At 40.5% G+C, this 12,171-nt stretch carries 13 protein-coding genes; 3 read left to right on the top strand and 10 right to left on the bottom strand.

Going from position 1 to position 12,171, the window contains the following annotated elements:
* The first annotated feature begins 169 nt into the window (after window positions 1-169).
* Together ACFE93_RS27970 and ACFE93_RS27965 are read left to right on the top strand one after the other, a co-directional pair.
* A complete protein-coding gene (locus ACFE93_RS27970) occupies window positions 170-565 on the top strand; it encodes a hypothetical protein (protein WP_375478284.1) in 396 nt (131 codons plus the stop codon).
* 38 nt (window positions 566-603) lie between these two features.
* On the top strand, window positions 604-765 hold the full coding sequence (locus ACFE93_RS27965; protein WP_375478282.1) for a hypothetical protein: 162 nt from the start codon (window positions 604-606) through the stop codon (window positions 763-765).
* On the opposite strand, the gene ACFE93_RS27960 is transcribed toward ACFE93_RS27965, so the two are convergent.
* Window positions 762-1,166: a type II toxin-antitoxin system VapC family toxin gene (locus ACFE93_RS27960; protein ID WP_375478280.1), complete on the bottom strand. Its 405-nt coding sequence runs from the start codon at window positions 1,164-1,166 to the stop codon at window positions 762-764. The two genes, ACFE93_RS27965 and ACFE93_RS27960, sit on opposite strands and share 4 nt — an antisense overlap.
* A gap of 17 nt (window positions 1,167-1,183) precedes the next feature.
* On the bottom strand, window positions 1,184-1,465 hold the full coding sequence (locus ACFE93_RS27955) for a hypothetical protein (RefSeq protein WP_375478278.1): 282 nt from the start codon (window positions 1,463-1,465) through the stop codon (window positions 1,184-1,186).
* 244 nt (window positions 1,466-1,709) lie between these two features.
* Here ACFE93_RS27955 and ACFE93_RS27950 point away from each other — a divergent pair, with 244 nt between their 5' ends.
* Entirely contained in the window at window positions 1,710-2,303 is a 594-nt protein-coding gene (locus ACFE93_RS27950) for a Uma2 family endonuclease (protein ID WP_375478276.1), read from the top strand.
* 221 nt (window positions 2,304-2,524) lie between these two features.
* On the opposite strand, the gene urtD is transcribed toward ACFE93_RS27950, so the two are convergent.
* The 8 genes from urtD to ACFE93_RS27910 form a co-directional block, all read right to left on the bottom strand.
* Window positions 2,525-3,271 (bottom strand): urea ABC transporter ATP-binding protein UrtD, encoded by a 747-nt coding sequence (gene urtD / locus ACFE93_RS27945; RefSeq protein ID WP_375478274.1) that lies wholly within the window; start codon window positions 3,269-3,271, stop codon window positions 2,525-2,527.
* On the bottom strand, window positions 3,246-4,364 hold the full coding sequence (gene urtC / locus ACFE93_RS27940; protein ID WP_375478272.1) for an urea ABC transporter permease subunit UrtC: 1,119 nt from the start codon (window positions 4,362-4,364) through the stop codon (window positions 3,246-3,248). Before urtC ends, urtD begins: the two co-directional genes overlap by 26 nt.
* A 31-nt stretch (window positions 4,365-4,395) precedes the next feature.
* Complete coding sequence (urtB, locus tag ACFE93_RS27935) at window positions 4,396-5,556, bottom strand: urea ABC transporter permease subunit UrtB (protein ID WP_375478270.1); 1,161 nt, start codon at window positions 5,554-5,556, stop codon at window positions 4,396-4,398.
* 105 nt (window positions 5,557-5,661) lie between these two features.
* Entirely contained in the window at window positions 5,662-6,978 is a 1,317-nt protein-coding gene (urtA, locus tag ACFE93_RS27930; RefSeq protein WP_375478268.1) for an urea ABC transporter substrate-binding protein, read from the bottom strand.
* Window positions 6,979-7,345: 367 nt separating this feature from the next.
* Window positions 7,346-7,768: an ester cyclase gene (locus ACFE93_RS27925; protein WP_375478266.1), complete on the bottom strand. Its 423-nt coding sequence runs from the start codon at window positions 7,766-7,768 to the stop codon at window positions 7,346-7,348.
* Window positions 7,769-8,020: 252 nt separating this feature from the next.
* Window positions 8,021-9,160 (bottom strand): NAD(P)/FAD-dependent oxidoreductase, encoded by a 1,140-nt coding sequence (locus tag ACFE93_RS27920; RefSeq protein ID WP_375478264.1) that lies wholly within the window; start codon window positions 9,158-9,160, stop codon window positions 8,021-8,023.
* On the bottom strand, window positions 9,161-10,045 hold the full coding sequence (locus ACFE93_RS27915) for an isopenicillin N synthase family dioxygenase (protein WP_375478310.1): 885 nt from the start codon (window positions 10,043-10,045) through the stop codon (window positions 9,161-9,163).
* A gap of 4 nt (window positions 10,046-10,049) precedes the next feature.
* Window positions 10,050-12,086 (bottom strand): bifunctional metallophosphatase/5'-nucleotidase, encoded by a 2,037-nt coding sequence (locus ACFE93_RS27910; protein ID WP_375478262.1) that lies wholly within the window; start codon window positions 12,084-12,086, stop codon window positions 10,050-10,052.
* Window positions 12,087-12,171 lie beyond the last annotated feature (85 nt).

The raw sequence follows: 12,171 nt of genomic DNA, 5'->3' as shown, positions 1-12,171 counted from the left end.
ACTACTCTCGTGTTTCCTACCTCTTGCCTGCATATATGAGTAATTATATACCGAGACATTACTGATATAAGCTAAAAATTTTACGATCAGAAATTGTGATTTATGCTGAACCGGAATCGGGTTTAATTGAGGCAAGCTAGCTCTAGAAGTATCTTAAAAGAGCAAATTTATGTCTCGTCAAAAACGTACATCCCGCGTTTTAGAAAAAGCTGAATTAAGAGCATCTGGGATGAAATCGATTGTTCCAAGCATTAAATTTGAAGAAGATTATACTTTAGAAAAACTGATTGAGTCAATCGAACAGTTACGTAACAAAATTGATGTTCATAATAGCGCTCTGGCTATAGTTGACTCTTCTTTAACAGAAGTTGAACAGATGGAAAAAAACTTGAAGCAGCTTTCTGAGAAAATGTTAATGGTGGTTGCTATCAAGTACGGTAAAGACAGCGCTGAATATGAAATGGCAGGTGGTGTTCGCAATAGCGATCGCATCCGCAAAATGAGATCGAGCCGCTTAAAAAATATTGCAGAACAAGCATCAGATAAGAATGAGAAAACTGCATAGAAAATGAGGTAATACCATTTTGTATTTGAGATTTTGGATTGAACAATCTAAAATCTCAAAGGCGCTTCTACCTCTGGCTGAAGCAAGCTTTTTATCACAATTGGGATGTCCAAAATTTTCCATTTGATCGCCAGACATTAGAAATTGCTATGGAAGATATAGAAATGAAAATTTCACGCAGAGGCGCAGCGCAGTGTTAGCCTGCTGACCGCAACAAACGAGTAAAACCTTCTTGCTCAAAGTGTTTATCAGTTGTTAATGCCTCCATAATTCCTTGCCTACGCATCAACACAAAGCTTACAGCATCACATAATGAATAGGTTTTATCCTGTCTTGCTAACAATAAATCTATTGCTTCTTGATGTAGCGGCTTATCAACCCATACAATTTGAACGTTTGAATTGTTGATCAGTTCAAGGCTATATGACAGTACAATTGAACGGGAAAAGCCTCGAACCAATGCTAGAGCCACTAATTCTGCTAGAACATAGTTGTGCGTAAGCCGAGTTCTGCTTGTAGTAGCAATCAGTTCAACTGCACTTTCATGTTGTGGCTCATCTTTATGGAGAAAGCAGAGCAATCCTGACGTATCAAGCAGCATAATCTACATTCCAATGCTTAAAAGTCATTGGTGTAAGCTTTTGCCAAGTCAGCATCAATGCTTTCGTTATCTATACCTGTGGCATAACCCAAGCTAATTGCACCTGCATAACTAAGTAACCGTTGATGTGCTTCTTCTGGCTGAACTTCTGGTTGTAGCTTTGCACCAGTCAGAAGACCATGCTGCCCATCAAGAGATGTCACAATCAATTCTGCTACCGAAAGCCCGATGGCATCAGCCTGCTGCTGCAAAGCTGCATAGACATCATCACTTAGTTCTAATGTTAGCAGTTGGCTCATAGGAATAAACGATTTCAACTAAAGCTAGGGCAATTATAGCTTTTCTCCACAAATATTGATTGTGTGCGGGTACATCGGCGTTGTTAGGCTACTGGAAGGTAATATTAAAAGCATTTCAATTAATCAAAGAAATCCCCTGTGTCCAGCAATGCTCCACATCTTGCACAAACCATATGTAATTACTGACTGTTTGGCTAACTGGAATATATAGCTCATACTTCATAATAGATGCTAGCTAAAGCAAATGACCCAAACGACGAAAACCCAAAAACTGCTGACCTTTGAGGAGTATCTTACCTATGACGATGGTACAGACACGCGCTATGAATTGGTGGATGGAGAACTAGTTGAGATCCCACCAGAAAGTCAGGAAAATAGCAATTTGGCAAGATTTCTATTCGTTGAACTACTAAAACATTTCCCCTTTTATTTAGTTGCTCACAAGGATACAGAAATTGAGGTAACTGGGCGACGCGCGAGATGTCGTTTACCTGACTTAATGGTTCATACAGAAGAATCTTATGCTTCCCTTATCGGTGCTACTCGCGCTACCCTCACCCGTGATATGCCGCCGCCTGCGCTAGTGATTGAAATTGTTTCTCCGGGGACGGCAAATAGTGTTCGTGATTATCGCTACAAGCGGACAGAGTATGCTGCTAGGGAAATATTAGAGTATTGGATTGTTGACCTACAGATACAACAAATTACAATTTGCCAGTGGGTGGAGGGACAATATGAGGATAAGGTATTTACAGGTGCGACTTGCATGGAATCAGTAGTAATTGCTGATTGGGCGCTAACAGTAGAGCAGGTGTTTAACAGCGCAAACCGACCATAATTACTAGGGAAATAGAAAATGCGATCGCGCAGCTTAACGTACCCCTACCGGGAAGCAAGCTATGGCTAGCATCTCATTGGCGCAGCCTCTCGTAAAGAAGAGAAGTTATACCAATTCTCTAAAATTCGGCAACAGATTCAAACCTTGAAACCTAGATACAATTTCAATTTCTTAATTGCGAATTGCGAATTGCGAATTGCGAATTGGTATTATGGCATTTTTTAATCTTCCTGTTTTCCCAGATATACTTCAATCACACGAGAGTCATTTTGCACTTCCTCAAAATTACCTTCGCACAATACCGAACCTTCATGTAACACCGTTACTTTCTTAGCAATTTGGCGCACAAATTCCATATCATGTTCAATTACTAATATTGAATGACTCTGCGCTAATGCTAAAAGTAATTCGCCGATGTTGTAAGTTTCTTCATCTGTTAAACCCGCAACTGGTTCATCAACGAGTAATAAATCAGGCGACTGTGCTACTAACATCCCAATTTCTAAACGTTGCTTTTCTCCGTGAGAAAGTAAAGCGGCTCTGATGTCTGCTTTCGGCGTTAAACCGATGGTTTCTAATAATCCTTTAATATTATTCTTTTCAACAGCATTAGAACCTTCAAACAAAGTAGAAAAGACATTTTTCTTCTTGTTACTGGTAATTTCTAGATTTTCGCGGGGCGTTAAGTTTAAGTAAATTCGGGGTGTTTGAAACTTGCGCCCAATTCCCAATCGGGCAATTTTATATTCAGGTAAAGAACGTAGGTTTTTACCTTTGAATAAAACTCGCCCAACGGTTGGCTGAACTTTCCCGGTAATCACATCCAGAAACGTTGTCTTTCCCGCACCATTAGGGCCAATTACTACTCGTAATTCACCCACATCCATGCTAAAGTTAAGCTGGTTTAAAGCCTTAAAACCGTCAAAACTAACAGTTACGTTTTCAGTTTCCAATATTTTCGCGTTCATGTTGCACTTCGGGGTCTTCTTCCAAAATGGGATATGTAGCAATTTCTTGACGACGGTGGAAAAGAGAAATATTCTGACTGCGCAACCATCCCACAATGCCGTCAGGAAGGACTGTGACGACTATCAAAAATAGTGCGCCTTGGAAAAATAGCCAGATTTCGGCAAATTGTTCGCTTAAAAAAGTGCGGGCATAATTTACTAACAAAGTTCCGACAATCGCCCCAATTAAAGTAGCGCGTCCCCCCACAGCTACCCAAATCACCATCTCAATCGAAAAGGCAATATCCATTGCTCTGGGTGATACAGAACCACTTTGAATGGTGTAAAATGCTCCTGCTATACCTGCGATCGCACCAGAAACTGCAAACACCACCACCTTAAAATCTGTCGGGTCATAGCCAGAAAATCTTACCCGACTTTCATCATCCCGAATCGCTATCAACAACCTCCCAAAGCGTCCAGTTGTCAACCAGCGACAAATTCCGTAGGTGATTGCGAGAAACACTACCGTCAGCGTGTAGAAAACAAACTGCGTTTTGGCATCGCTGACCGTTGCTCCAAACAAAGTTGTAAAATCTATCAGTCCGTTCGTACCGTTGAAAAGTTTTTGCTGACCGTTAAAGAAATTGAAAAATACAATAGTTCCAGCTTGAGTCAAGATAGAAAAATAAACACCCTTGAGACGATTTCGGAAAACCAAATATCCCAACAATCCTGCCAATAACCCTGGAATTAGTACCACCAAAGCTATTGTCAAAGGAAAAGAATAAAAAGGTTGCCAAAACGCGGGAAGTTCCGTAACCCCATAAAGACCCATGAAATCAGGCAATTCTCCAGTAGGGACTTGCAGTTTCAGATACATTGCGATCGCATATCCACCCAAACCAAAGAAAATACCATGTCCCAAACTCAATAAACCAGTATACCCCCAAATCAAATCAATACCCAAAGCTGCGATCGCCAGCGACAAAAATCGCCCCAACAAATTCAGGCGAAACTCCGTCAGCACCACTGGCATAATGATAATGAGGAAAAGTGCGATCGTAACCACCACCCCCACCTCAATTAATAACCCTCCTCCCTTTCTTCTCATTCTCTGCGTCCTTGGCGTCTTGGCGGTTCGTTCAAACATCAACGGTACGTCCCTTCTGCGGAAAAATCCCTCCAGGCTTCCACTGTAAAAACACAATAATCAGCGCAAACACCATCACCTTAGCCATACTCGTCGTGGCAAAAAAAGTAAACAAATCAGCCAAAGGCTTAACAGGAGTCAACAATAAAGCCAAAGTACCAGAACCAATTAAAAAATTAGCCGTACCAATACCCAAAGCAGCCACAATCGTCCCAGCTAAATTCCCCACACCTCCAACGACAACCACCATAAAAGTATCAATAATATAGTTTTGTCCCGTATTTGGCCCTACAGAACCAAGCAAACTAATCGCACATCCCGCCACACCAGCTAAACCAGAACCCAGTGCAAAAGTAATTGCATCCACCTTTTGAGTTGGGATACCCAAACAAGCACTCATACTTCGGTTTTGCGTCACCGCCCGAATTCTTAAACCCCAGCTAGAACGTTGTAAAAATAAGTAAATTCCCGCCACACAGATTATTGTTAAAGCAATAATAAATAATCTGGCAAAGGGTAATTGCACACCACCTAAAGACATCCCTGCTTGTAACCAAGTCGGTGCTGTTACATCTACATTTTGAGCGCCAAACCAAGGTTGAGTTACTGCTAACTGATAAGTTTGGCTCAATAAATTGCCCGTTGTGATTGTCACCCCTAGCGATAATAAAAATATCACCGCTACAATCCAGTTACGAACTCTTCCTAAATCAGTGCGCGAATTTAAAATCCATAAACCTCCAAAAAACAGCAGAGAAAATAAACCTATACCAATTATCAATACCCAATTTACACTGCGAACAAACTGCTGAAAAATTAAACTTACTCCCCAAGTTGCCAATAGAGTTTCTAATGGGCGTCCATAGAGATAACGAATCACGCCTTTTTCTAGAATTAATCCCACAGCAGCCGTAAATAGAAATGCAATAATCAAAGCCAAAAATATATATACTTCAAACCACAGCCCACCCAATTGTTTGCAAACATTTTGCACAACATAAGTTGTATAAGCGCCGAACATCATCAATTCACCATGCGCCATATTGATGACACCCATCAATCCAAATATAATCGCCAGCCCCAACGCAGCAATTAATAATACAGCGCCAATACTAATACCATTAAATACAGCTTCTAAGAATCCTGCTAACACTTATTTCTCCACAAAAGCTATCAGCGAGTAGTTAGTGTCTCGTGTGCCTCGTTCCCAGTTTCAGACTAGGAACGAGAATATTACGAATTACGAATTACGAATTATTTAAACTTTCTTGTACTTAGCACCCTTAGCAGGGTCACTCCAATCACAAGCAAATCCCTTAGTTTCTTTCACAAATTGATTCCAAGGAACTGGCTCAACTGGTGCAGGAGTAGCATAGACAATATCAAACAAACCATCTAGCCTTACTTGACCAATTCGCACAATTTTAGATATGTGATGATTAGTATCCATTGTCACTTTCCCTTCAGGTGCATCTATGGTTTGACCATAAGCCGCAGCACTTACCTTCGCTATGTCTGTAGTACCAGCTTTTTGTACTGCTTGCTTCCACAAATAAACTGCAATGTATGCTGCTTCCATTGGGTCATTTGTTACCCGGTTTTCACCGTATTCTTTTTTGAAAGCTGCTACAAATTTTTTATTAGCAGGTGTGTCTACTGTTTGAAAATAGTTCCAAGCTGCATAGTGACCTTTGAGATACTCTACGCCAATTGCTTTGACTTCTTCTTCAGCAATACTGACAGACATGGAAGGATATCTTTCTGGTGTCAATCCAGCTCCTTTTAATTGTTTGAAGAAAGCAACGTTGCTATCACCATTTAAGGTGTTGTAAATCACGCCACCATTGGGCAAAGTTTGCTTGATTTTAGTGATAATTGGTGTAACTTCTGTGTTACCAAGAGGTAAATAATCTTCACCAACTGTTTTTCCGCCTAAAGCTTCTAGTTGAGCTTTAATAATTGTGTTAGCAGTCCGGGGAAAAACGTAGTCAGAGCCAACTAAGAAGAATTCTTTGCCCTTATTTTTTAACAGCCAATCAACAGATGGTTCAATTTGTTGATTTGGCGCTGCGCCAGTATAGAAAATATTTTTAGAACATTCTTGACCTTCGTATTGTACAGGATACCAGAGCATGTGGTTTTTGCTCTCGAATACTGGCTTAACGTTCTTGCGGCTAGCAGAAGTCCAACAACCAAAAACTACAGCGACTTTATCTTGATCGATTAGCTTGGTTGCTTTTTCTCTAAAAGTATCCCAGTTAGAAGCACCATCTTCGGTAATTGCTTCAATTTGTTTACCTAAGACACCACCAGCTGCGTTAATTTCTTTGATTGCTAATTTTTCAGCATCAACAACGCTTTTTTCACTAATAGACATCGTACCACTCAGAGAGTGCAAAATACCTACTTTTATGGTGTCACTAGCAGTAGCCGCCGCTGGTGAAGCAGCAGGAGGCGCAACTGGACTCTGTGTAGCAGTTGGAGAATTGTTTGCGCAAGCTTTCAAAAAAAAGCTGCTTCCAAAAGTTAAAGAACCGTAAATTATAAACTTGCGTCGGTTAAATTGTTTTCTCATCTTTTTATGAATTTTCTTCTTGAGGAATCAGCCAACTTATAGAAAGCTGACAATATCAATCTTTAAAGTGTGATATTAGTGCCATAGTTTACTAGTAAAAAGTGACGCTTTATACAAAAAAGTTTGTTTTTTATTACAAAAACAAACTTTTTAAGATTAAGCTTTGTTAACTTTATAAATATTCTCATATCTATGCAATACGTTATGGAAGAAAAAAACCTTTCTCTTCCACGAACATCTTTGATTCTAGACAGTTAAAAACTGCTTTTTTTGCGCAAAATTATTGTTGATGCTGAATAGATACCTGGTTAATACAACAATAGTTTTAATCATTAAGTCAGTTTCAAATATTCCACCTACACTGCTATTACTCAGATACTCCTGGTTCAATCCGTGCCCCAAGCTGAAGAACCCGTCCAAGATCGTCAGCGTTTCGCCAGGTTTCAATTATCTTTCCGTCGGCAATATAATGAATGAACGTAGCAGTGAATATCTGTTGACGTCCGCGACTAGGTATGCCAAAAAAACTCTCCTGGATGCAGGTATTAGTCGCGCGCACAACAACTTTGTCACCTTCAGCGATTATGTCTTCAATTGTCAATTTCTCCTGGATAGGCCCAAATGAATCAAAGAGTTTGCGTACCCCTTCAGGGCCAAGAGGAAGTCCTGGTAAACTACCGTGTATTTTCCAAGTCGGGGCAGTTATCTCGCAAATTTCTTCGATTTTATGCTCGCTAATAAGTTCAATCCACCGTTGAGCAATTATTTTATTGTCCTCAATGGAAGACATTGCTGCTATTCCTTTACTGAAAATTAGGCAAACTCTAATTATTTATTTAGACAGATAAGATGCACAATTGTCAATTAACCAAGTATGAGATTGAACTAATACCAATTCGCAATTCGCTTTTTCGCACATTCGCAATTGATAAATTTAGATGCAGCAAGGCAATCCCTGCTTATATCTGTTGCTTTATTTTAGAGAATTGGTATAAAATCAGTAATGTACTTCATTTATATGTATATTTTTCGCTGCGGGCTTTTAGATTAGTATTTGTGTAATAATTTCATCTTCCTGGCCAGTTGCAAAATTAGCAAAGCGCTTTGCCAAAGGTGGTATCAGTACTAGGGGATTGCTAAATCCAGAGAAAACATGAACGCCTTTAAATCCGGGGATAGCACCAATTAAGGGGAGTTGATTGCTACTAAATGCGACTAAGCAGTGATACCAAGTCCCTGGTAGATTCTCCAATGCTGGTAAAATTTGACCAACACTTTTTCGCAACCATTTTTCGCTTACGTCTGAGTTTACCTTGGCATGAGGATCTGCGATCGCACGGCTAATTTGACCGATGCGGATACTACCATCTTGAAACTGAATCGCACCCACATCTAAAATCGCTGGTACTAATTCATTACCAAGTTCATTCCATAATTCATCAACTTGAGTAGATTCAGCTTCTAGTTGAAACCGTTGCAGATTCGCTGGCATAACTAAGGTGCGTAACTTGACATCAACGGGTGAGGTTTCAATGATTTCTTCGTGGGTAAAATACAGCTTGATGGAAACACCAGCAGATTTGAGCAGCTGGCGGCTGAGTCCACCCGCACAAACGACAACGTTAGCGCTGTGAAAAGTTGCACTGGTGGTTTGTACGCCATCTTGCAATATTTGCAATACTTGAGTAATCTGCATTTCACCCCCAGCACGCTCAAAAGCTTGGATGTAAGCTTGTGCGGTTTTTTCTGGGCGAATATGACCGTGTTTGACAGTTAAAGCCCCAGATATCGCCTCTCGATTTAGCTGCGGTTCCAACTCACAAGCTTCTTGGATACTGAGTAAACGCGGTGGAATGGCAAACTGATTATATGATGCAGCAGTTGCTTCTGGGTCGTTATGGGCTGAAATAGTCAGTAATAAATCTAATTCCCGAAATTGAATATCAGCGTCTAACTCTTGAGATAAGATATGGTAACGTGCGATCGCTTCTTCGCACAATCGCCGAGTTAGTGGTGTAGTACCCGACCAATAGGCCAGCCCACCATAACTATAGCGAGTTGCATTCTGTGGTCTGTTGTCTTGCTCCAACAAAAGTACAGAAAAGCCAGTTTTAGCAAGTTCATAGGCGAGTGCAGCACCCGTCATTCCACCGCCAACCACAATCCAGTCGTAGGTTTTCATCTAATATGTTGCTTGTAAACGGCTTAAAAGATATTCTCCCGCAAGGATAGGGGGATAAATAGGCGATTGTTCTTTCTGGCAACTCTCCAAACAAGTAATTTCTGTATCATCATTAGGATGACAGAAAAAAGCCATAGAATACCGAGACTGATTTACCCTATTATCACTAGGAATCATTACTCGATGCTTGGTTGAGCAAAATCGATGATTTGTCCACCGTTGCATTAAATCGCCAGTATTGACTATTACAGTATCAGGAATTGCAGGCGCGGCAATCCACTCTCCAAATGCTGTCTGTACTTCTAACCCGCCAATGTCATCTTGGAAAAGTAAGGTAATACTGCCATAATCGGAATGCTCACCAGCACGCACTTGTCCGGGTTTCGCTGGTGTCTGCGATGGGGGATAGTGTAATAGTCGCAAGGTATGATTTTGTTGATTATGTCTTATCGTAAAAAAATCTTCTGGCAATTCCAACGCCAACGCATAAACTTGTAATATCGTGTTAGCAAGTTCTGTACAAATATCATAAAAGGTGACAATAGAAGCATCTATCTCTGTAACCGCTTGTTTGTTTACATTAAATGCCTCTTTTAAGTCGCCTGGTTTGTTGGGGTCAAGACGTTCTCTCTCAATCCCAACGTAACCCATATTACTAAATTCATCACTCCAAGCTTGCTTTTGCTTAACTTCTAAAGGTAAATTGAAAAAAAATTTGCTGTGAGTGAATACTTGTTTGATTAGGTCTTTTGATATTCCCGAATTTTGTAAGTATACGAAGCCAATTTCATGACAAGCTTCATAGATTTGTTTAATGACAGCTTGCTGAGTTATTGCGTTGCCCTTAGTAAAATTAGTAAAATCAATTACTGGAATTGTCACCATTGATTCAAAATACCACATCTTTACGCAACTTCAGATTTTGAATGCGAGTATCTTTGCTAGCTGGTACATCTTCCTGAGCAAATGGAATCTGCTTAAAGTTAGCAGCCAGATATTCTGCTAATGCATCTTGTTCGGAACCATCAGCAGCAAAGGTAGCTAAACCTGTGCGTTTAGCATCTTTTGATATCAAATCAACCCGTTCTGTTTTCGGAAAAGGATAACCATCACCACCACTTGCTAAGAAGTCTAAGGTTACAGTGCGAAAGATGCGATTAGAGTCACCCACTAACTCTGCATTTTTCACCACTACATCAATAATTTTGCCTTTCCCATCTTTGATAGCCAGGAATTTAACACGCTTACCTGCTGGCAAATTTGGGTCAAAGCTAAAGGCTAATCCCGCTACTTGGGGAAAACTGCCAGGGGTAGCACCCGGCGCTATACCTGCTACACTGTGTTCAATTACTGCTACTAGTTCTTTAGCATTCAAAGTAACTAAAGTCAAGCCATTGTTGAACCGTAAAGCATTGGTGATATCAAGTTGGGAAATTTCTTTTTCTTTCTTGCCTGCTACAGGATTTGCTTGGGGTGGTAGTTTGATAACATCCTGCGAGCGAGTTGAACCTGCGGGAAAAGTATATATACCGATATTGTCACGGATACCACCGCCATTTTTGATAGAAATGACAGTTTTAGGATCGTATCGTTTAGCGATCGCTAAATTAGCTTCGGCTGTCAAATTCCCGAAATTGGTTTCTTGGGTGCGGACATCACCCCGCCAGCCATTGAGGAAAACGTTGGTTTTCCCAAAAATCTGACCATCTTGGGCAATAATCACTTTTTTGAGTACTTCTGTAATGGCGACAATTTTGGCATCGGGTTTTCCACCCACAGCTGCTACACCTTGGGAATCAGTCGCATAAGCACCGCTAATTTTGGGGTCAATACTTTTAGGAATAATTACTCCATTAGCATCAAAGTCAACTACTAGACGACCAACATAGCGATAGTTACCATCGGTATTAACTACAGCTATCGGATTACCATCTGCGGCTTTTTTGATGATTGGATAAGTTCCCGCAGATTTATCCCCCACTCGCAGACGGTCTGTTTTATCGGCTAGTAAGGTATTGGAACCACCAGCAACAATAATATCTACTCCCTTGAGTAATGTTGCTAGCTTTTGCTCAATGGCAATTTGCTGCATGTGTGCCAATAAAATGACTTTATTAATCTTGGGATTTTTTGTCAGCAGTGTATCAACAGAAGTTTGAATTTCAGCAGCTAAGGCGGCGATATCTGCGGTATCGCGGTCATTAAATTCTTTAGGCAACACAGTCACACCACCAGGAGAAGAAATAGTCCGCAGTGTGGGAGTTGTCGCCCCAACTACAGCTATTTTTTCACCATTGACGGTAATAATGGTGCTACGGGCAATTTTATTCGGAATTTTACTTGCCTCTTGTCCATCAGCAGTAACTAATTTTGCTAGGTCTTTATCACTGCTGAAGTCGAGATTTGTGCTGAGATAGGGAAATCTTGTACCTGGGTAATCTTTTTTAGCGCTCAGTAAGTCAGCAACGACACCCGTACCTAAGTCAAATTCGTGATTACCAAAGGCGATCGCACCAAAACCAAGAGCATTTAGAATTAAGATATCTCCTCGTCCCTGACCACCAAAAGCTGTGTCACTGGCGAATAAGAAGGGACTGGGAATATAAGCATCTCCAGATGAAAGGATTAAGGTATTAGGATAATCAGGCTTACCATCACGATTAATATCCTGATTTTTGAGTGCATTCAACACCGCCGAAAAATTCGGTGCATCCTTTAGCGCGGGTACACCTGCTTCTTGGTCGGAAGTATGTAAAAGTTGTAGTGTGAACCCTGACTTCTGTGCTGTTTTAACTTGCACCACACCACCAGTAGTTCCTAAAAATAAAAAGATGCCAGATATAATCAGCCAACTTAACTGGCTAGTCCTTAAATCTCGGCGATTAAACTTACTGAAAAATCGACTTTTCCAATCTAAAAAAGACATAATAAATTTTCTAGATCATCAGTGGTGAATAACTTTTTAGTGTATTCGAGATACAGTAGATTGCAAGTTAATAAAGTACAAAAAT

The organism is uncultured Nostoc sp. (assembly GCF_964247315.1).
Classification (GTDB): domain Bacteria; phylum Cyanobacteriota; class Cyanobacteriia; order Cyanobacteriales; family Nostocaceae; genus Nostoc.
The sequence above is the reverse complement of the archived record's forward strand: the minus strand, read 5'-3'. Positions and strand labels throughout refer to the sequence as shown.

What these genes read in the sequence shown, in the direction of transcription:
- ACFE93_RS27970 (WP_375478284.1), top strand. Translation starts at nt 170, where the DNA reads ATGTCTCGTCAAAAACGTACATCCCGCGTTTTAGAAAAAGCTGAATTA.
- ACFE93_RS27960 (WP_375478280.1), bottom strand. Translation starts at nt 1,166, where the DNA reads ATGCTGCTTGATACGTCAGGATTGCTCTGCTTTCTCCATAAAGATGAG.
- ACFE93_RS27955 (WP_375478278.1), bottom strand. Translation starts at nt 1,465, where the DNA reads ATGAGCCAACTGCTAACATTAGAACTAAGTGATGATGTCTATGCAGCT.
- ACFE93_RS27950 (WP_375478276.1), top strand. Translation starts at nt 1,710, where the DNA reads ATGACCCAAACGACGAAAACCCAAAAACTGCTGACCTTTGAGGAGTAT.
- urtD (WP_375478274.1), bottom strand. Translation starts at nt 3,271, where the DNA reads ATGAACGCGAAAATATTGGAAACTGAAAACGTAACTGTTAGTTTTGAC.
- urtC (WP_375478272.1), bottom strand. Translation starts at nt 4,364, where the DNA reads ATGAGAAGAAAGGGAGGAGGGTTATTAATTGAGGTGGGGGTGGTGGTT.
- urtA (WP_375478268.1), bottom strand. Translation starts at nt 6,978, where the DNA reads ATGAGAAAACAATTTAACCGACGCAAGTTTATAATTTACGGTTCTTTA.
- ACFE93_RS27925 (WP_375478266.1), bottom strand. Translation starts at nt 7,768, where the DNA reads ATGTCTTCCATTGAGGACAATAAAATAATTGCTCAACGGTGGATTGAA.
- ACFE93_RS27920 (WP_375478264.1), bottom strand. Translation starts at nt 9,160, where the DNA reads ATGAAAACCTACGACTGGATTGTGGTTGGCGGTGGAATGACGGGTGCT.
- ACFE93_RS27915 (WP_375478310.1), bottom strand. Translation starts at nt 10,045, where the DNA reads ATGGTGACAATTCCAGTAATTGATTTTACTAATTTTACTAAGGGCAAC.
- ACFE93_RS27910 (WP_375478262.1), bottom strand. Translation starts at nt 12,086, where the DNA reads ATGTCTTTTTTAGATTGGAAAAGTCGATTTTTCAGTAAGTTTAATCGC.